Here is a 19,885-nt window from a genome sequence, read left to right as displayed (position 1 = left end):
ATCAAACCCCAAGACTTACATCCCAGCCAAAGCCTGCAACAAATTCCCCCGCAGATCCTCAACATCCTCAACCCCCACTGACAGCCGCACCAACCCGTCACCAATCCCGAGTCTGGCCCGCGTCTCAGCCGGAATCGTCGCATGCGTCATGATCGCCGGATGCTCGATCAAACTCTCCACGCCGCCCAGACTTTCCGCCAACGCAAAGATCTTCACATTCTCCAAAAACCGCCGCGCACCGGCCAGATCACTATTCAGATCAACAGAAATCATCCCGCCAAAACCACGCATCTGCCGCTTGGCCAACTCATGCTGCGGATGCGACGGCAGCCCCGGATAGTAGACACGTTTGACCTGCGGCTGCTGCTCCAGCCACTGCGCCAGCTCTAGCGCATTGCTGCAATGACGCTCCATGCGCAGCGCCAAAGTCTTCACCCCGCGCAAGGTCAGAAACGCATCGAAAGGCCCGGCAATCGCCCCGACGGCGTTTTGCAGAAAACCCAGTTTCTCTGCCAGTTCAGCGTTCTGCCCAACCACGGCGATCCCGCCAATCACATCGGAGTGGCCGTTCAAATACTTGGTGGTCGAGTGCAGCACGATGTCGAAACCCAACTCCAGCGGCCGCTGGATATAGGGACTGGCGAAGGTGTTGTCGGCCACGCAAATGATCCCGCGTGCGCGGCAGATACGCGCAATCGCGGCCAGATCCGACAGGCTCAGTAGCGGGTTGGTCGGCGTCTCGACCATGACCATCCGCGTGTCGTCCTGCAATGACGCTTCGAACGCCGACAGATCGGCCAGGTCGACGAAACTGAAACGATGCCCGGCGCTGCGCTGACGCACCTTGTCGAATAGACGGAACGTTCCACCGTACAGATCGTTGCCGGAAACAATGTGCGAGCCGGCATCGAGCAATTCCAGCACCGTCGAAATCGTCGCCAGCCCTGAAGCAAACGCAAACGCCTGCGTGCCACCTTCAAGATCCGCCACGCAACGCTCCAGCGCGAAGCGCGTCGGGTTGTGCGAGCGGCCGTAATCGAAACCTTTGTGCACGCCGGGGCTGTCTTGCAGATAGGTGGAGTTGGCGTAGATCGGCGGCATCAGCGCGCCGGTGGTCGGATCCGGTTCCTGCCCGGCGTGGATCACCCGGGTCGCGAAGCCTTGGGATTTATCGTCGTGCTGACTCATGCGAGGGATCTCCGTAATTGGTTGAGCATGTCGACGCGGGTGATCAGGCCATGGAAGCCCGAAGCGTCAGCGATGATGGCGACGAGGCCACGGCTGAGCACGCTTTCCAGCTCGGCCAGATCGGCGTTCGGCGCGAGGGTTTGCAGCTTGTCGGTCATGGCGCTGGTCACCGGTTTGCGGAAGTGCGCGGCGTCTTCATGGACGCCGAGCAGAATGTCCGATTCGTCGATCACGCCGACCAGTTGCTTGCCGTCGATCAACACCGGCAACTGCGAAACGTCGGCCAGGCGCATGCGCTGGAACGCGGTCAGCAGGGTGTCGTCGGGGCCGACGCTGATCACCCGGCCATCTTCGAAACGACGGGCAACCAGGTCGCGTAAATCACCGTAGCCTTTGCGTTTGAGCAGGCCCTGATCGGTCATCCATTGATCGTTGTAAACCTTCGACAGATAGCGCGTGCCGGTGTCGCAGACGAAACTGACTACGCGTTTCGGCTCGGTCTGTTCGCGGCAATAACGCAGTGCGGCGGCGAGGAGGGTGCCGGTGGAGGAGCCGCCGAGAATGCCTTCGGCCTTGAGTAATTGACGGGCGTGATCGAAGCTTTCTTCGTCGCTGATCGAGTAGGCGTGGCGCACGCTGGAGAGGTCGGTGATCGACGGAATGAAGTCTTCGCCGATGCCTTCCACCGCCCATGAACCGGGCGTCGGCAGGCTGCCGTCGCGGCTGTATTGCGCCATGACCGAGCCGACCGGATCGGCCAAGACCATTTCCAGATCCGGTTGCACGCGTTTGAAGAATCGGGTCAAACCGGTCAGCGTGCCGGCCGAGCCAACGCCCACCACAATCGCGTCCAGATCATGTTCGGTCTGCGCCCAGATCTCCGGCGCGGTGCTGCATTCGTGGGCCAGCGGATTGGCGGGGTTGTTGAACTGGTCGGCGAAAAACGCGCCGGGAATGTCTTTCGCCAGGCGCGCGGCGACGTCCTGGTAATACTCGGGATGACCCTTGCCGACATCGGAGCGGTTGATGTGCACCTCGGCGCCCATGGCTTTCAAGTGCAGGACTTTCTCGGTGGACATTTTGTCCGGCACCACCAAAACCACCCGATAACCTTTGGCGCGGCCGACCAGTGCCAAGCCCAGACCGGTGTTGCCGGCCGTCGCTTCGACGATGGTGCCACCCGGTTGCAGACGGCCATCGCGTTCAGCGGCGTCGATCATTGCCAGGCCGATGCGATCCTTGATCGAGCCGCCGGGGTTCTGTGATTCGAGTTTTAGAAACAGCGTGCAGGGCCCGGTATCAAAGCGGGTCACTTGCACCAGCGGAGTGTTGCCGATCAGCCCAAGTACGGCAGGGCGGGATTCCTTTGACATGTCTTCACCTCGGTGTTGGTGATTGATCGCGTTCCATTCGCGCAGAAGATGCTCGCAAGCAACATAGGCCCGGTTGGCACCTCTCGCAACCCCGATCCCCGTAGGAGCTGCGGAACGCTGCGATCTTTTGATGTTGGTTTTTGAAGGGCAAGATCAAAGGATCGCAGCGTTCCGCAGCTCCTACAGGGTGGGAGGGATCATGAGGATTTCTTGTGATGATCAGGATTATATTGAGTTTGATTCACCTGCGACCGATGCCGACAATGCCCGCCATCAACAAGACATTGGAGTTGTTTGTTATGGCACTGGCCCATTCCCTTGGATTTCCGCGCATCGGTCGCGACCGCGAACTGAAAAAAGCGCAAGAGGCGTTCTGGAAAGGAGAACTGAACGAAGCGGGCCTGCGTGACGTCGGGCGCGAACTGCGCAAAGCACATTGGGACTTGCAGAAAAACGCCGGCATCGAGCTGTTGCCGGTCGGCGATTTCGCCTGGTACGACCAGGTGCTGACGCACTCGCTGATGTTCGGTGTGATTCCGGAGCGCTTCCGTCCGCACGACGGCAAAGCCAGTCTGCACACCCTGTTCGGTATGGCGCGTGGCGTCAGCGACAGTTGCTGCGGCGGTGCCCACGCCCAGGAAATGACCAAGTGGTTCGACACCAACTACCACTATCTCGTCCCGGAATTCAGCGCGGATCAACAGTTCCAGTTGGGTTGGGAACAGTTGTTCGACGAAGTCGAAGAAGCCCGCGCGCTGGGGCACAACGTCAAACCGGTGATCATCGGCCCGCTGACCTATCTGTGGCTGGGCAAGGCCAAAGGCGCTGAGTTCGACAAGCTCGATTTGCTCGATCGTTTGTTGCCGCTGTACGGCCAGATTTTCTCGCGCCTCGCTGCGCAGGGCGTGGAGTGGGTGCAGATTGACGAGCCGATTCTGGTGCTCGATCTGCCTCAGGAATGGAAGAACGCATTCGAGCGCGCCTACAACCAGATCCAGCGCGATCCGCTGAAGAAACTGTTGGCCACGTACTTTGGTGGCCTGGAAGAAAACCTTGGTCTGGCGGCGAATCTGCCGGTCGACGGTTTGCACATTGATCTGGTGCGTGCGCCGGAACAGTACCCGACGATTCTTGATCGTCTGCCAGCGTATAAAGTGTTGTCGTTGGGTGTGGTCAACGGCCGTAACGTCTGGCGCTGCGATCTGGAAAATGCCCTCGCGACTTTGCAGCATGCGCATGAGCGTCTGGGTGATCGCTTGTGGGTGGCGCCTTCCTGCTCGCTGCTGCACAGCCCGGTGGATCTGGGCCGTGAAGACAAGCTGGATGCCGAACTGAAAAGCTGGCTGGCCTTCGCCGTGCAGAAGTGCGAGGAAGTGGCGGTTCTGGCCCAAGCGGTCAACGAGCCGGAAGCGCCGCGCGTGCTGCGGGCATTGACCCAGAGCCGTTCGGTGCAGGCTGCGCGTGCTGCATCGCCACGCATTCACAAACCGGCGGTTCAGGCGCGTGTGGCGGCGATCACTGCCCAGGACAGTCAGCGTCAATCGTTGTTTGCCCAGCGTATCGCCAAGCAGCGTGCCGGGCTCGATCTGCCGCTGTTTCCGACCACGACGATAGGTTCGTTCCCACAAACCGCATCGATTCGTCTGGCTCGCCAGTCGTTCAAGCAAGGCAAGCTCAGCGAAGCCGAATACACCGAGGCGATGCACAGCGAAATCCGCCACGCGGTGGAGATTCAGGAGCGTTTGGGTCTTGATGTGTTGGTGCACGGTGAAGCCGAGCGCAATGACATGGTCGAGTACTTTGCCGAGCAACTCGACGGCTATGTGTTCACCCGGTTTGGCTGGGTGCAGAGCTACGGTTCGCGCTGCGTGAAACCGGCGGTGATTTTTGGTGATCTGAGCCGTCCGAAAGCCATGACCGTTGAATGGATTCGCTACGCCCAGGGCCTGACCCGCAAGGTCATGAAAGGCATGCTGACTGGCCCGGTGACCATGCTGATGTGGTCGTTCCCGCGTGAGGATGTCACCCGTGAAGTGCAGGCGCGGCAACTGGCGCTGGCGATCCGTGATGAAGTGGTGGATCTGGAAGCCGCCGGCATCAAGATCGTGCAGATCGACGAAGCGGCGTTCCGTGAAGGTCTGCCGTTGCGTCAGGCGCAGTGGCAGCATTATCTGGATTGGGCGACTGAAGTATTCCGTTTGTGCGCCTCGGGTGTGCGCGACGAAACGCAGATTCATACGCACATGTGCTACAGCGAATTCAACGATGTGATCGAGTCTATCGCGGCGATGGATGCCGACGTCATCACCATCGAAACTTCGCGTTCGGACATGGAATTGCTGGAGGCTTTCGAAGCTTTCGCCTACCCGAATGAAATCGGCCCGGGCGTCTACGACATCCACTCGCCACGGGTGCCGGATGCGTCGGAAATGGCCAATCTGTTGCGTAAAGCGGCCAAGCGTATTCCGGCGGAACGCTTGTGGGTCAACCCTGACTGCGGCCTGAAAACCCGTGGCTGGCCAGAGACCGAAGCGGCGCTGGTGCACATGGTCACCGCTGCCCGGCAACTGCGCAAAGAATTGGCCTGAACACAAAACCTGTGGGAGCGAGCCTGCTCGCGAAGGCTGTGGGGTTCTTTCTGACTGCGTACATATCCATTCCTGCGGTAACGGCGGCTTAGGGTTCCGCCCTTACGGCGGGTCACCTTTTCCAGACGCCGAAAAGGTAACCCAAAAGGCTTTGCCCCAGCGTTCGGCCCGCTCGCTGGGGCTCGGGGTTCCTTCGTTACGGAATTCATCCGGGCGCATCGCCTCCGGTTTGCTTCGCTGCACCTCCTCTCGATGCATTTGGCTGCGCCAAACGGTCGCTGCGCTCCCACCCCCGGATAAATCCCTCCACTCAGCCTTCCGACGGGGCGGGTAGAGCAAGATCAAAAGCTGCAGCCGAGCTTGCGCTCATCCTGTGTAGGAGCTGCCGAAGGCTGCGATCTTTTGATGTTGCTTTTGTTTTTGTAGGAGCAGAGCTTGCTCGCGAAAGCGGTGTACCTGCAACGAAGATACTGAACCTGCCGCCCCCTTCGCGAGCAAGCCGGCTCCCACAGTTTGACTGCGTTGGCCAGAGGTAACGGGCTAATCGGATTACTGTAGGAGCTGCCGAAGGCTGCGATCTCTTGATGTTGATCTTAAAAACAGATCAAAAGATCGCAGCCTTCGGCAGCTCCTACATGACCCTGTGACATACCGGCTAGACTCATGCCATCGCGGCTCTCTCGCAGCAGGTGAAACAGGATGATCGGATTACAGAGATGCCGGAGTCAGGGGTGGGCCTGGCTCGCGCTGATCGTCATCAGCCTGACGTTGATCTCAGGCTGCTCGAGCCGAAAGCACTATCCGCCATCAGGCGTCGGCGACAGTTGTTACGCCAAGGCATTACCAACGGTCGGCGAGGGCGGTCTCGCGTGGGGCTCCAGCCTGAACATGGCTCGCCAAAAATCCCTGAGCAACTGCATCCGCTATGCCGGTCGTTCCGGTGGCACGCCGAACACCTGTCAGGTGGTGTTGGCCAAGTGCAAGTAATCCCGGCCCACCTCTGCGCAGTGGGCCAGGCGGCAAATCACAGGCAGCTTTGCACAGTGTCCAAGTGCTTCCTGGATATCCAGCGATAGGTCGATGCGTAGTATTTCGCCACTGATCCTGCGGCGTCAGGCTGAATATCAACGAAGTATGCCGAGCCCGTTGTGGCCACCGTAATCGCGCCTTTCTTGCCCGGTTCCTGAGTGGCCCCGGATCGGCCCTCGAACACCGAAAGGTTCTCCCAGCCATGCTGTACGCAGTCGGCAATCACCTTGACGGCTTTTTTCGAATGCAGCACTTGGCGCGGTTCTTCCTGGCGCAGTTCATTCATCGAGGGTGCCGCACAGCCTGCCAGTGACGCCAGCGTCAACACCCATAGGGCTGCCTTCATATGTTCTTCTCCCTGAATAATGAGGCTTTCTCCAGGCTCGACATACGGGATGCCGCGTCTGGAGAAAGCTTTGCGATGCCGCTCTCAGGCGCTCGTCTTACTGTTTTGCTTCGGCCTTCATTTTTTCAGCGATTTTTGCATCGACCGCCGCGCGGATCTGGTCAACGCTGAAGCTCGCCGGTTTCTGGCTTGGTGGATAGTCGATGAAGGTCTGCAGGAACGCTGCGGACTTGCCGACGGCCATTTCGGTCAGATAAACGTTTTTGGTCGTCCAGTCGTAGTACTGGTCGGAAACGATATCGGCACGCTCATACGGATCCATGCGCAGGTTGAAGATTTTCGGTACGCGCAGGCACACGAACGGTTCGCTCCAGACCTTGAAGCCGCCCGGTGCGCGTTGTTCGCAGAACACGGCTTTCCAGTTGCCGAAACGCATCGACACCAGCACGCCATCGTCGTTGAAGTAGTAGAACTCCTTGCGCTCACCTTTAGGGCTCTGGCCGGTCAGGTACGGCAGTTGGTTGTAGCCATCCAGATGCACTTTGAAACTGGTGCCACCGGAAGTCGGGGCCCAGCCTTTGAGTAGCTTGTTGGTGACATCGGTATCACCCGCAGCGGCGAGCAGTGTCGGGAACCAGTCCAGACCCGAGAACAGCTCGTTGGACACTTCACCCGGTTTGATCTTGCCCGGCCAGCGAACCATTGCTGGCACACGATATGCGCCTTCCCAGTTGGAGTTCTTCTCGTTGCGGAACGGCGTGGTTGCCGCGTCCGGCCACGACCATTGGTTCGGGCCATTGTCGGTGGTGTAAACCACGATGGTGTTGTCGGTGATTTTCAGGTCATCGAGGGTTTTCAGCAGTTTACCGACGTCACCGTCGTGCTCGATCATGCCGTCGGCGTAATCGTTGCCCGGCATGCCGCTTTGGCCCTGCATTGAGTCACGTATGTGCGTAAACGCGTGCATGCGGGTGGTGTTCATCCAGACAAAAAACGGTTTGTCCGCTTTCGCCTGTTTCTCGATGAAAGCCTGTGCGGCGGCGGTGGTTTCGTCGTCGATGGTTTCCATGCGTTTTTTAGTCAACGCACCGGTGTCTTCGATTTTGCCATCGGCAAAGCTGTGAATGACGCCGCGAGGGGAGGTGGCTTTGACGAATTCCGGGTCATCCTTCGGCCAGTACGGACGCTCAGGTTCTTCTTCGGCATTGAGGTGATACAGGTTGCCAAAGAACTCGTCGAAACCGTGGTTGGTCGGCAGGTATTCATCCTTGTCGCCCAAGTGGTTCTTGCCGAACTGACCGGTCGCATAACCCTGGGATTTGAGCGCCTGAGCGATGGTGATATCGCGTTTTTGCAGGCCGACCGGTGCGCCGGGGATGCCGACTTTCGACAGGCCGGTACGCAGTGGCGTCTGGCCAGTGATGAAAGAAGATCGACCTGCCGTGCAGCTGTTCTCCGCGTAGTAATCGGTGAACATCATGCCTTCTTTGGCAATCCGGTCGATGTTTGGCGTTTTGTAACCCACCACGCCCATTGAATAGGCGCTGATATTGGTCTGGCCGATGTCGTCACCAAAAATCACCAATATGTTGGGTTTCTCCGCAGCCATGGCCGAGGCTGAGATGACCGACGCTGCAACTAACGCAAACGTAGGTAACCACTTACTTAAATCAGTCATACCTACAACTCCTTTAGACAGGTAGTCCTTACGGACTTATGACGTGCCATCACTTTGCCCTCGTGCAAACTTTACGGAATGCCCGTTTCACCTTAGATGGCGTGGGTGTTTTCGCCTCCAGTGCGCGTGTCTAAATATGACATTTGCCCTCTGACGAACTCTGAAATCAAACCAAGTACTTGATGTCACGACAATTAATGCAGCCAATTAGGTTGCGACTTTTCTGACAGATAAAACTTCTCCTCGACGCTTAACGTGCATTGATAATCCAGTCAGCGGCACGTTCGGCAATCATGATCGAGGTTGCATTGGTGTTACCGCCCACCAGGGTCGGCATGATCGATGCGTCAACGACGCGGAGCCCTTCGATCCCGTGCACGCGTAACTGACTGTCGACCACGGCGAGTTCATCGTTGCCCATCTTGCAGGTGCCGACCGGGTGGTAGATGGAGTCTGCACGCTGGCGCAGTAACTGGATCAGTTGCTCGTCCCCGTACAAGCCTTCGCTGAGCACATCTTTCAGACCGAAACGTGCCATGGGCGCTTGCTGGATGATCTCGCGGGCCATGCGGTATCCCGTCAACAATGTCTCGACGTCATCGTCATGGCCTAAAAGATTTGGGTCGATGCGAGGCGGGGCGGTAGGGTCAATCGACTGCAAACCGACGCTGCCTCTGCTTTTTGGGCGCAGCACGCAGACGTGACAACTGAAACCGTGCCCCCAGTGCAATTTGCGGTTGTGGTCGTCGATCATCGCGATCACTGAATGCAACTGGATGTCCGGACGCGTCAGGCTGCTGTCGGTTTTCAGAAAAGCACCGCCTTCAGCGAAGTTGCTGATGAACGGCCCCCGACGATGCCTGACGTAATCGAGCCAGGCCTTGCCCATGTTGATGCCGCCGCTTACAGAGATGCCCATCAATGACGTATCGGGGCTTTTGTACTGGAGCACGACATCCGGATGATCCTGCAGATTCTGGCCGACGCCCGTAAGTTCGTGCAGAACCGCGATGCCTTGAGGTTTGAGCTCCTCTTGCGGGCCAATCCCCGACAGCATCAGCAACTGCGGGCTGCCAAAGGCGCCGGCACTGAGCAGAACCTCGCGCCGGGCCTTGATGGTTTGCCGGTCACCGTTGCGGCAAAGCGTGACACCGACGGCTTTTTTGTCCTCTAGCACAATGCGCTCGGCGACCGCCGACGTCAGCACGGTGAGGTTTTTGCGCGTGTGTCGAATCGGTTTGAGAAACGCGGTGGCCGTGCTCCAGCGTCGACCCTCGCGGATCGTCACGTCGTACTGGCCGATGCCTTCCTGATCGACACCGTTGAAATCCGCGTTGTAGCGGTGCCCGGCCATCTGACCCGCGTCGATAAAGGCCTGAGTCGCTGGATGTATCGGGTTTTTGCCGACGTACAGTTCACCGAGCGCGCCGTGCAGATCGCAGGCACCGCGGTAGTTCATCTCGCTCTTGCGAAAGTACGGCAGCACCTCAGCAAACGACCAGCCCGGATTGCCCAGCGCCTGCCAATCGTCAAAGTCCGTGTGATGGCCACGGATATAAATCATGCCGTTGATCGAACTGCTACCGCCCAGCGTCTTGCCCCGTGGTTGATAGCCGTAACGCCCGTTCAAGCCTGGCTGCGCAACGGTCTTGAACGCCCAGTTGACATGCCGCGTCGGCACTATCGCTGCGACGCCCACCGGTGCGTGGATCAGTGGTGAGCGGTCTTCAGGCCCTGACTCCAGCAAACACACCGTGACGTGCGGGTCTGCACTCAGGCGATTGGCCAGAACGCAACCGGCTGAGCCGGCACCGATGATTACGTAATCGAATTCCATTACAGAGCAATCCCGAGCGAGTGAGCAGTGGCAGCGTCGCGATGACGCAGCGGTAAGTACCCCGGGTTGATTGTTGGCTTGTAGGACAAGAAAATTATTGATCTCTCATGACATTTATTTGATATTTGGTGACATGACTTCATTAATAAGAACAACCTCGTTCACCGGTTTTCGGCAAGTCACCAGCCAGCTCGGCGGCGATGCAGACCGCATGCTCGAACGCTTTCGGATCAATCCGCAGTTGCTGGAGGAAGAAGAGGCACGCGTGCCTTTACGCTCTTTGGTGGGCCTGCTGGAGTTTGCCGCGCGCGAGCTGAACTGCGCCGATTTCGGCCTGCGCATGGCCGAATATCAGGATTTGCACGTACTCGGGCCGATAGCAGTGATCGCCCGAACCTGCGCCACGGCGGGGGAGGCGCTGGCGCAAATCATCCGCTTCATCGGTTACCACAGCCCGGGCATTCAGCTCGATCTGGATCACAGCGAGGCCGGCTCTCCACGACTGGTCATCGACATCCGGCTCTCGGGCCCGGCTCCCCGCCGGCAAATGATCGAACTGGCGATGGGCGTGGCGCATAACGGTATGAAGCTGCTGTATGGCGACCATTTCGTCGCGCAGTCGGTACTTTTTTCCAGCACACATTTGACTGGCAAAACCTACCGGCGCTATTTCAAAACGACGGTGCAAACCGGCCAGCCCTGCAATGCGCTGGTGTTAAGCAACGAGCAGCTGAATCAGCCGATCGAACAGCAGGCGCCTTATCTGCATCAGGCGCTTGAGCAGTATTTCGATCAGTTCGATTTGCAGGCCACCTCGGATGTAGTCAAGCAGGTGGAACGTCTGGTGCTGCGCATGATGCCGATCCAGCGTTGCCGCTTGCCTTTGATCGCAGAACAACTCGGGATGCACGTGCGTATGTTGCAGCGAAGGCTGGCCGAGCAGGGGCGCAGTTTCGATGACGTTGTCGAGACACTCCGTAAAGAGCGCAGCGAACACTATCTGGGGCAGAAGCACATGCCGATGTCGCAGGTCGCCGGGCTTCTCGGCTACAGCGAGCAAAGCGTGTTCAATCGCGCGTGTCAGCGTTGGTTTGCGATGTCGCCGGGTGCGATGCGGCGCCAGTTGCTGGGGTGAGACACAATCATTGACGCTATCAATAACAACCATTAACCCAATGAAGTTCTCATATTGATAGCGCGGCGTAAGATCGGCTCCATAACCACCCACTGCACCACGGAGCACACACCATGAAACGCCAAACCCTGCTCGGCATTGCTTTCTCGATCTTCGCCCTGAACGCCTTTGCTGCGACTGAAACCGATCCGCTGTTCAGTGACGCGGTCGCCGCAACGGAAACCGACCGGTTGTTCAGCGACTCGGTTGCCGCGAACGAAACCGATCCTCTGTTCAGTGACGCCGTTGCCGCCGACGGTTCGGATCGACTGAAGGGCAATCTGGTTGCCGAGGGTGGTGCCGACCGTCTGCTCGAACGCCGTAACGCCTGAATGCATAGTTTTACCGCAGGCCTCAACGAAAAAGCCCGGCGCTATCAGCCGGGCTTCTTTTTGTCTGCGATTCGTTCAGACGATGTTCAAGGCCATCAGAATGATCAGTGAACTCACGGCAAATGCATGGGCCTGCTCAGTCAACTCGGCGATATTTTCTTCGGCCGTGGTCAACGGCTGAGTGTCTTTAACCAGGACGACGCCTTGCTCAGCCAGCACCGCCCACGCCAGTTGTGCCCACTCCATCGGGTGATTTTTGCCCTGTTTGATCGCGATCAGGAACAACTGATGGAAGCGGCTGACCACGACGCCACCGCCCGTCACCGGGCTGGCCAGTGTCTGGATCTTATCGCTCAGCAGCGAGCGTTTGCACAGTTGCAGATTGAGCGTGCTGCAACGTGCTTGCACCAATCGCTCTGCGGCCTCGCTCTGGCACGGTGCTGCAGCGCCCATGCCGACGAGCACGGCAAGCGCCTGCACCAGATCGTCGTAAGGCATTGCGGGCACGGTGGCTGAGAGCTGGCGCAGGGTTTTTGCGACATAGGCGTCGGCCGCCAAAGCCTCGAGTACCGGGCCGTAAACGTCAGCCTGCAACGCTGCTTCGCCGGCCGGGCCTTTGACACTGCTGGCCACGCTTTCCGCCGGCTGCAACAGAACAAAGCGCGTATTCAATAACCCCTGGCGTTGCTCAGCCACCGACAGTCGATTGGCGCCACGCACGTACAAATCGCGACGGAAGTTCTGATTAACGAAATAATCCCGCGCTTGCTCGCGCATGATCGGGTGATCGATGCCCTCGAGGAAGTCCATGCCTTCAGCGCTCAGGTTGAGCGGATCGACCGTGTCCAGCGGCACGGCGGTCGCGGCATAGTCGAGTTTGGCCGCGGCGAGGGCGTCGACCACGTCGGTGAAATACATGCAGTTCCAGTCACGGTTGAAATATTCGTGAGCGACGTACTGACGATTCTGGCCTTTGATGCTCTGCAGTTGCGCATTGACGCCCGGGGCGGTGCTGGCGTAGTTGGGGTGGGCTGCGAGCAACGCCTCGGAGAATTGCAGCGCGGCGTCTATGCGCTGATCAGGGCGAACGGAACTGTTGGTAGCGAAGCGATCGTGCAGGCGGAACAGGTTGCGCAGTGGCGCAGAAGGCGACCAGCCGGGCAGACAGTTGTAGCTGATGTACAGAAACCCGCCCGGCTTGAGGTGACGACGGGCAAATTCGACGATCAGTTGCTGATTGTCACGGCTGACCCACGTCCAGATGCCATGCAGGCTGATGCTGTCGAATTGCGGCAGATCATTACGCGCGAGCAGTTGTTCGAAACTGTCGTCATACAGCCGCGCGTCACTGTTCCAGCTGTTCGCCAAGGCTATGGCGTGGCCAGCCTGACCCGGATGGAAGTCGGTACCGACGAAACTGCCGGGGTTGGCGGCAGCGTGGATATTGATCGACACACCCTGGCCAAAGCCCAATTCACAGTGATAGCCGTCAGTGGTCTCCAGGCCGGCAAAACCGCGCAGCAGCAAACAGTAACGCTGGAAGACCGGATTGATTTCGCGGCTATAGCTGTAGGTGTAGCCTTCGTCGGTGAAATACCCTTCGTTCCAGGCGTCGCTCATGCGGGTGTCCTTCAATTTCGACAGGGGAAAGTTGCTCTTGCGTCTCCGCGTTATCGGCACGGCGTTGAAAAGCTGAACACAAAGTGTTCGATTAGCGGATACCCGACCTTTCGTCCAATTGCCGGTTTTTGCACGCAAGCGTACTGTGACCGGTGAGTCTGAAAACCGTGCACCCCATAACGACAAGATCGAGCACCGCCTAATGGACAGCCATCTGCTGAGTGATCGCAGCAGCGTGTTTCGTCACGCTGACCCCTATGCCGTCTCCGACTACGTCAATCAGCACGTCGGCCAGCACTTCATCGGCCTGTCCAAAACCGCCCATCCGCAAGCCAGCCTCAACCATCGCAAACTCGCCGATCTCGATCTGTGCCGCATCAGTTACGGCGGCAGCGTCCGGGTGACGTCGCTGGCGCTGGAAACCGTGTATCACCTGCAAGTGCTGCTGCAAGGCAATTGCCTGTGGCGCGGGCATAAACGTGAACATCATTTGGTGCCGGGCGAGTTGTTATTGATCAATCCGGATGATCCGGTCGATCTGACTTACTCCGACGACTGCGAAAAATTCATCCTCAAAGTGCCGGTCAGCGTGCTCGAGTCGGTGTGCGACGAGCAGCGCTGGTTGCGACCTTCGAGCGGTATCCGCTTCCTGCGCAATCACTATCAGTTGAGCGAACTGGAAGGCTTCACCAATCTGCTCGCGATGATTTGCCAAGAGGCCGAGGCCAGCGATCCGTTGCTGCGGGTGCAAGAGCACTACGCACAGATCATCGGCAGCAAACTGATCTCGCTGATGAACACCAATGTCAGCCGTGAGAGCCTCAGTGCACCGAGCGTCAGTTTCGAGCGCATCCTCGATTACATCGAGCGCAACCTGAAACTCGATCTGCCCGCCGAACATCTGGCCGCGCAGGCGAGCATGAGCCCGCGTTCGCTGTACAGCCTGTTCGAACGCCAACTCGGCGTTACTCCGATGCAATACATCCGTCAGCGCAAACTGGCGCGTATTCACGCCTGCCTCAGCGACCCGAACTGCCCGGTGCGCAACCTCACGGAGCTGGCACTGGATTACGGCTTCCTGCACTTGGGCCGTTTCGCCGAAAGCTATCGCCAACAGTTCGGCGAACTGCCGTCGCACACCCTCAAACGCCGCCACTGATCGCCCTTCGAAACAGTCCGAATCATCTGCCGCGCCGTCCTGCACAAAACGGATAGCGATCTGCAGGATTCGGCTATTGCCCCGCGCTGCGCCTCCCTAATCTGACCTGGCCTGAACAATAACAATGGAGGCCCTGGCCATGTCCCTGGGAATCGACTACCTCAATGCCATGCTCGAAGAAGACAAAGAGAAGGGCGCCTACCGCTGCAAGCGGGAGATGTTCACCGATCCGCGTCTGTTCGAACTGGAGATGGCGCACATCTTCGAAGGCAACTGGATTTACCTCGCCCACGAAAGCCAACTGCCCAACAACAACGATTTTCTGACCACCACCATGGGGCGCCAGCCGATCTTCATCGCGCGCAACAAGGACGGCGTGCTCAACGCTTTTCTCAACGCCTGCAGCCATCGCGGCGCCATGCTTTGCCGGCACAAATCCGGCAACCGTTCCAGCTATACCTGCCCGTTCCACGGCTGGACGTTCAACAACAGCGGCAAACTGCTCAAGGTCAAAGACCCGAGTGAGGCCGGGTACCCGCAAAGCTTCAACTGCGAAGGCTCCCATGACCTGACCAAGGTCGCGCGTTTCGAGTCCTATCGCGGCTTTCTGTTTGGCAGTCTGAATGCCGATGTGAAATCCCTCACCGAGCACTTGGGCGAGTCAGCGAAGATCATCGACATGATCGTCGACCAGTCGCCGGAAGGTCTCGAAGTACTGCGTGGTTCCAGTTCCTATATCTACGAAGGCAACTGGAAACTCACCGCCGAAAACGGTGCCGACGGCTATCACGTCAGCTCTGTGCACTGGAATTACGCCGCGACGCAGAACCAGCGCCAGCAACGCGAAGCGGGCGAGGCGATCAAGACTATGAGCGCCGGCAGTTGGGCGAAGAAGGGCGGCGGTTTCTACTCCTTCGATCACGGCCATCTGCTGCTCTGGACGCGCTGGGCCAACCCTGAAGACCGCCCGGCCTACGAGCGTCGTGACGAACTGGCGCGTGATTTCGGTCAGGCTCGCGCCGACTGGATGATCGAAAACTCGCGCAACCTGTGCCTGTACCCGAACGTGTATCTGATGGATCAGTTCAGTTCGCAGATCCGCATTGCCCGGCCAGTCTCGGTCGACAAGACTGAAATCACCATCTACTGCATCGCCCCCAAAGGCGAGAGCGCCGAGGCGCGCGCCAAACGTATTCGTCAGTACGAAGACTTTTTCAACGTCAGCGGCATGGCCACGCCGGATGATCTGGAAGAATTCCGTTCGTGCCAGACCGGCTATGGCGCCGGGCGCGGCTGGAACGACATGTCCCGAGGCGCGACCCATTGGGTTGAAGGCGCCGACGCTGCCGCCGAGGAAATCGACCTGAAACCGCTGCTCTCCGGTATGCGCACTGAAGACGAAGGCCTGTTCGTGCTGCAACACAAGTACTGGCAGGAAACCATGCTCAAAGCCGCTGCCGCCGAACCACAACTGATCCCCGTGGAGGCTGTGTGATGAGCAACCTCTACGACAATGTGCGCGACTTTCTCTACCGCGAAGCGCGTTATCTCGATGACGGCCAGTGGGATCAATGGCTGGAACTGTACGCCGCCGACGCGACTTTCTGGATGCCGGCCTGGGACGATAACGACACGCTCACCGAAGACCCGCAAAGCGAAATCTCGCTGATCTGGTACGGCAATCGGGGTGGCCTCGAAGACCGCATCTTCCGGATCAAGACCGAGCGCTCCAGCGCGACGATTCCCGACACCCGCACCTCGCACAATCTGAGCAACATCGAGATCGTCGAGCACAGCGCCGACCAGTGCCAGGTGCGCTTCAACTGGCACACCCTGAGCTTTCGTTATCAGGTCACCGACAGCTACTTCGGCAGCAGTTTCTACACCCTCGATCTACGCGGCGAGCAGCCGCTGATCAAGGCCAAGAAAGTCGTGCTGAAAAACGATTACGTCCGTCAGGTCATCGACATCTACCACATCTAGTCGAAACGACGAGGTGCACCATGAATTTCCAGATCGCCCTTAATTTTGAAGACGGCGTCACTCGTTTCATCGAGGCCGGCAGCCATGAAACCGTCGCCGACGCGGCGTATCGCCAAGGCATCAACATCCCGCTGGACTGCCGGGACGGCGCCTGCGGCACGTGCAAGTGTTTCGCCGAAGCCGGGCGTTACGAAATGGGCGACAACTTCATCGAAGACGCCTTGAGCGCCGACGAACTCGCACAAGGTTATGTGCTGACATGCCAGATGCGCGCCGCAAGCGATTGCGTGGTGCGAGTGCCGGTTGGCTCACAAGTCTGCAAAACCGAACAGGCAAATTTTCAAGCGTCGATCAGCGCTGTCCGGCAGTTGTCCGAGAGCACCATCGCGCTGTCGATCAAGGGCGAAGCGCTGAGCAAACTGGCGTTCCTGCCGGGGCAATACGTCAACCTGCAAGTGCCGGGCAGTGAACACAGTCGTGCCTATTCCTTCAGCTCGTTGCAGAGGAATGGCGAGGTCAGTTTTCTGATTCGCAACGTGCCCGGCGGTTTGATGAGCAGCTTTCTCACCGGTCTGGCCAAGGCCGGCGACAGCATGAATCTGGCCGGGCCGCTGGGCAGTTTTTACCTGCGCGAAATCAAACGGCCGCTGCTGTTGCTCGCCGGTGGTACCGGTCTGGCGCCGTTCACCGCGATGCTGGAAAAAATCGCCGAGCAGGGCAGTGCGCACCCGGTGCATTTGATCTATGGCGTGACCAATGACTTCGATCTGGTTGAACTCGATCGCCTTGAAGCCTTTGCCGCACGCATCGCCAATTTCAGCTTCGGCGCTTGCGTCGCCAATCCGCAAAGTGCACACCCGCTCAAGGGCTACGTCACCCAGCACATCGAACCGCGCCACCTCAATGACGGCGACGTCGACGTCTACCTGTGCGGGCCGCCGCCGATGGTGGAAGCGGTCAGCCAATACATCCGCGAGCAGGGCATCACCCCGGCGAATTTCTACTACGAAAAATTCGCCGCAGCCTGATCTCCGTCCGTGAGCCTGCCACTCATCGTGGTGTGTAATTCATCTTTGGGTCTGCCCCTCATCTGTGGGCCTGTCTCTACCTGTGGCGAGGGGATTTATCCCCGATGGGGCGCGCAGCGGCCCTCGCTTTTGCCTTAACAGCAGGGGGCCGCTGCGCAGCCCATCAGGGCGGTGCGACGTTTCGCTAAATCCCCTCACCACAGTTTTCGATATTCGTTTGCATCGAGGTTGTCATGAACAACAGATTCTCCAACAAGGTCGCGCTCGTCACCGGCGCGGCGCAAGGCATCGGCCGCCGCGTCTGCGAGCGCCTGCTCAGCGAAGGCGCGCAAGTCGTCGCCGTCGACCGCTCCGAACTGGTTCACGAACTGCAAGGCGAGGGCGTTCTGGCACTGACTGCCGATCTGGAACAGTACGCCGATTGCGCCCGGGTCATGGCCGAAGCGATCAACACTTTCGGTCGACTCGACATCCTGATCAACAACGTTGGCGGCACCATTTGGGCCAAGCCATTCGAACACTACCAGGTCGAACAAATCGAAGCGGAAGTGCGCCGCTCGCTGTTCCCGACCTTATGGTGCTGCCACGCCGCGCTGCCGTACATGCTCAAACAAGGCAGCGGCGCCATCGTCAACGTTTCCTCAATCGCCACCCGCAGCGTCAATCGCGTGCCGTATGGCGCGGCCAAGGGCGGCATCAACGCACTCACCGCGTGCCTGGCCTTCGAAAACGCCGAGCGTGGCATTCGCGTCAACGCTACTGCACCCGGCGGTACCGAAGCGCCACCTCGGCGCATCCCGCGCAACGACGCCGAACAGTCGGCGCAAGAACAAACCTGGTACCAGCAAATCGTCACGCAAACCCTCGACAGCAGCCTGATGAAACGCTACGGCAGCCTCGATGAACAGGTCGGCGCGATCCTCTTTCTCGCCTCCGACGACGCTTCGTACATCACCGGCGTGACCTTGCCGGTCGGTGGCGGCGACCTCGGCTGAGTACTTCTCAAGGAGCATTGATATGCCGCGAATTCTGATTGAAAGCCTGACGACGATCATCGTCGACCTGCCGACCATTCGCCCGCACAAACTGGCGATGCACACCATGCAGAAGCAGACCCTGGTGATCCTGCGTTTGCGCTGCAGCGATGGCGTTGAAGGCATCGGTGAAGCCACCACCATCGGCGGCCTTGCGTACGGCCATGAAAGCCCGGAAAGCATCAAGGCCAACATCGACGCGCATCTCGCGCCAGCGTTGATTGGCATGGACGCCAACAACATCAACGCGGCGATGCAGCGGCTCGACAAGATCGCCAAGGGCAACACCTTCGCCAAATCCGGCATCGAAAGCGCGCTGCTCGACGCGCAGGGCAAACGCCTCGGCCTGCCCGTCAGCGAACTGCTCGGCGGCCGTGTGCGCGACAGCCTCGAAGTCGCGTGGACGCTGGCTAGCGGCGACACCGCGCGCGACATTGCCGAGGCCGAGCAGATGCTTGAAGTACGGCGTCATCGCATCTTCAAATTGAAGATCGGCGCCAATCCGTTGGAGCAGGATCTCAAGCACGTCGTGGCGATCAAAAAAGCTTTGGGCGATCGCGCCAGTGTGCGGGTCGACGTCAACCAGTATTGGGATGAGTCCCAGGCGATTCGTGGCTGCCAGGTATTGGGCGACAACGGCATTGATCTGATTGAACAGCCGATCTCGCGGGTCAACCGCTCGGGGCAGATTCGTCTGAATCAGCGCAGCCCGGCACCGATCATGGCCGATGAATCGATCGAGAGTGTCGAAGACGCGTTCAGCCTCGCCGCTGACGGCGCCGCCAGCGTGTTCGCCCTGAAAATCGCCAAGAACGGTGGCCCCCGCGCCGTGCTCAGAACCGCGCAAATCGCCGAGGCCGCCGGCATCGCGTTGTATGGCGGCACCATGCTCGAAGGCTCCGTCGGCACGCTGGCCTCGGCCCACGCCTTCCTCACGCTCAAGCAATTGACTTGGGACACCGAGCTGTTCGGGCCGTTGCTGCTGACCGAAGACATCGTCACCGAACGGCCCGAGTACCGCGATTTTCACCTGCACATCCCGCGCAGCCCGGGCCTTGGCCTGACGCTGGACGAAGAGCGGCTGGCGCGTTTTCGCCGTTCCTGAACCGATCACAACAAGAGGAAAGCCACCATGCTGTTCCACGTAAAAATGACCGTGAAATTGCCTGTCGACATGGATCCGGCCATCGCCACTCGACTCAAGGCTGACGAAAAAGAACTGGCGCAACGGCTGCAACGCGAAGGCCAGTGGCGTCACCTGTGGCGCATCGCCGGGCATTACGCCAATTACAGCGTGTTTGATCTGCCAAGCGTCGAAGCGCTGCACGACACGCTGATGCAATTGCCGTTGTTCCCCTACATGGACATCGAGATCGACGGGCTCTGCCGACATCCGTCGTCGATCCACGCCGACGACCGCTGAGCCCCCAACCCTTGTAGGAGTGAGCCTGCTCGCGATAGCGGTCGTTTATTCAGCATCCATAGCGACTGATTGACCGCGATCGCGAGCAGGCTC

At 59.1% G+C, this 19,885-nt stretch carries 17 protein-coding genes; 11 read left to right on the top strand and 6 right to left on the bottom strand.

Going from position 1 to position 19,885, the window contains the following annotated elements; genetic code table 11:
- Window positions 1-15: 15 nt before the first annotated feature.
- Together QMX93_RS23375 and QMX93_RS23370 are read right to left on the bottom strand one after the other, a co-directional pair.
- Window positions 16-1,188 (bottom strand): cystathionine gamma-synthase, encoded by a 1,173-nt coding sequence (locus QMX93_RS23375; RefSeq protein WP_282358132.1) that lies wholly within the window; start codon window positions 1,186-1,188, stop codon window positions 16-18.
- A complete protein-coding gene (locus QMX93_RS23370; RefSeq protein ID WP_282358131.1) occupies window positions 1,185-2,561 on the bottom strand; it encodes a pyridoxal-phosphate dependent enzyme in 1,377 nt (458 codons plus the stop codon). The genes QMX93_RS23375 and QMX93_RS23370 overlap by 4 nt, the downstream gene beginning before the upstream one ends.
- Before the next feature lie 299 nt (window positions 2,562-2,860).
- Here QMX93_RS23370 and metE point away from each other — a divergent pair, with 299 nt between their 5' ends.
- Together metE and QMX93_RS23360 are read left to right on the top strand one after the other, a co-directional pair.
- Entirely contained in the window at window positions 2,861-5,149 is a 2,289-nt protein-coding gene (gene metE, locus QMX93_RS23365) for a 5-methyltetrahydropteroyltriglutamate--homocysteine S-methyltransferase (RefSeq protein ID WP_282358133.1), read from the top strand.
- 699 nt (window positions 5,150-5,848) lie between these two features.
- Window positions 5,849-6,136 (top strand): hypothetical protein, encoded by a 288-nt coding sequence (locus QMX93_RS23360; RefSeq protein ID WP_282358130.1) that lies wholly within the window; start codon window positions 5,849-5,851, stop codon window positions 6,134-6,136.
- 37 nt (window positions 6,137-6,173) lie between these two features.
- Here the strand turns inward: QMX93_RS23360 and QMX93_RS23355 are convergent, their stop codons facing one another.
- From QMX93_RS23355 to QMX93_RS23345, 3 genes are all read right to left on the bottom strand, one after another.
- The gene (locus QMX93_RS23355) at window positions 6,174-6,524 is read right to left on the bottom strand and encodes a hypothetical protein (protein WP_282358129.1); all 351 of its coding nucleotides are present in this window, start codon (window positions 6,522-6,524) and stop codon (window positions 6,174-6,176) included.
- A gap of 97 nt (window positions 6,525-6,621) precedes the next feature.
- A complete protein-coding gene (locus QMX93_RS23350; protein ID WP_282358128.1) occupies window positions 6,622-8,202 on the bottom strand; it encodes an arylsulfatase in 1,581 nt (526 codons plus the stop codon).
- Window positions 8,203-8,452: 250 nt separating this feature from the next.
- Window positions 8,453-10,039 carry a choline dehydrogenase gene (locus QMX93_RS23345; RefSeq protein ID WP_282358127.1) on the bottom strand — a complete coding sequence of 529 codons (1,587 nt, stop codon included), beginning with the start codon at window positions 10,037-10,039 and terminating at the stop codon, window positions 8,453-8,455.
- 133 nt (window positions 10,040-10,172) lie between these two features.
- Here QMX93_RS23345 and QMX93_RS23340 point away from each other — a divergent pair, with 133 nt between their 5' ends.
- The gene (locus QMX93_RS23340) at window positions 10,173-11,174 is read left to right on the top strand and encodes an AraC family transcriptional regulator (protein ID WP_282358126.1); all 1,002 of its coding nucleotides are present in this window, start codon (window positions 10,173-10,175) and stop codon (window positions 11,172-11,174) included.
- Window positions 11,175-11,287: 113 nt separating this feature from the next.
- The gene (locus QMX93_RS23335) at window positions 11,288-11,545 is read left to right on the top strand and encodes a hypothetical protein (protein WP_159814823.1); all 258 of its coding nucleotides are present in this window, start codon (window positions 11,288-11,290) and stop codon (window positions 11,543-11,545) included.
- A gap of 75 nt (window positions 11,546-11,620) precedes the next feature.
- Here QMX93_RS23335 and QMX93_RS23330 read toward each other — a convergent pair whose 3' ends face one another.
- Window positions 11,621-13,165: a class I SAM-dependent methyltransferase gene (locus QMX93_RS23330; RefSeq protein ID WP_282358125.1), complete on the bottom strand. Its 1,545-nt coding sequence runs from the start codon at window positions 13,163-13,165 to the stop codon at window positions 11,621-11,623.
- Window positions 13,166-13,367: 202 nt separating this feature from the next.
- Here QMX93_RS23330 and QMX93_RS23325 point away from each other — a divergent pair, with 202 nt between their 5' ends.
- From QMX93_RS23325 to catC, 7 genes are all read left to right on the top strand, one after another.
- On the top strand, window positions 13,368-14,324 hold the full coding sequence (locus QMX93_RS23325) for an AraC family transcriptional regulator (protein ID WP_282358124.1): 957 nt from the start codon (window positions 13,368-13,370) through the stop codon (window positions 14,322-14,324).
- A 139-nt stretch (window positions 14,325-14,463) separates the two neighbouring features.
- The gene (benA, locus tag QMX93_RS23320) at window positions 14,464-15,819 is read left to right on the top strand and encodes a benzoate 1,2-dioxygenase large subunit (RefSeq protein WP_282358123.1); all 1,356 of its coding nucleotides are present in this window, start codon (window positions 14,464-14,466) and stop codon (window positions 15,817-15,819) included.
- Complete coding sequence (benB, locus tag QMX93_RS23315; protein WP_053119548.1) at window positions 15,819-16,307, top strand: benzoate 1,2-dioxygenase small subunit; 489 nt, start codon at window positions 15,819-15,821, stop codon at window positions 16,305-16,307. Before benA ends, benB begins: the two co-directional genes overlap by 1 nt.
- Window positions 16,308-16,327: 20 nt before the next feature.
- On the top strand, window positions 16,328-17,335 hold the full coding sequence (gene benC / locus QMX93_RS23310) for a benzoate 1,2-dioxygenase electron transfer component BenC (protein WP_282358122.1): 1,008 nt from the start codon (window positions 16,328-16,330) through the stop codon (window positions 17,333-17,335).
- Window positions 17,336-17,568: 233 nt separating this feature from the next.
- Entirely contained in the window at window positions 17,569-18,330 is a 762-nt protein-coding gene (locus QMX93_RS23305; protein ID WP_159814818.1) for a 1,6-dihydroxycyclohexa-2,4-diene-1-carboxylate dehydrogenase, read from the top strand.
- A 22-nt stretch (window positions 18,331-18,352) separates the two neighbouring features.
- Window positions 18,353-19,474, top strand: coding sequence for a muconate cycloisomerase family protein (locus QMX93_RS23300; protein WP_282358121.1), 1,122 nt, complete (start codon window positions 18,353-18,355; stop codon window positions 19,472-19,474).
- Between the two features lie 27 nt (window positions 19,475-19,501).
- A complete protein-coding gene (gene catC / locus QMX93_RS23295; RefSeq protein ID WP_159814816.1) occupies window positions 19,502-19,792 on the top strand; it encodes a muconolactone Delta-isomerase in 291 nt (96 codons plus the stop codon).
- Window positions 19,793-19,885 lie beyond the last annotated feature (93 nt).

Origin of the sequence: Pseudomonas sp. PS01303 (assembly GCF_029959385.1) — a bacterium.
Lineage (GTDB): Bacteria > Pseudomonadota > Gammaproteobacteria > Pseudomonadales > Pseudomonadaceae > Aquipseudomonas > Aquipseudomonas rustica.
This window is presented reverse-complemented; position numbering and strand designations above follow the sequence as displayed.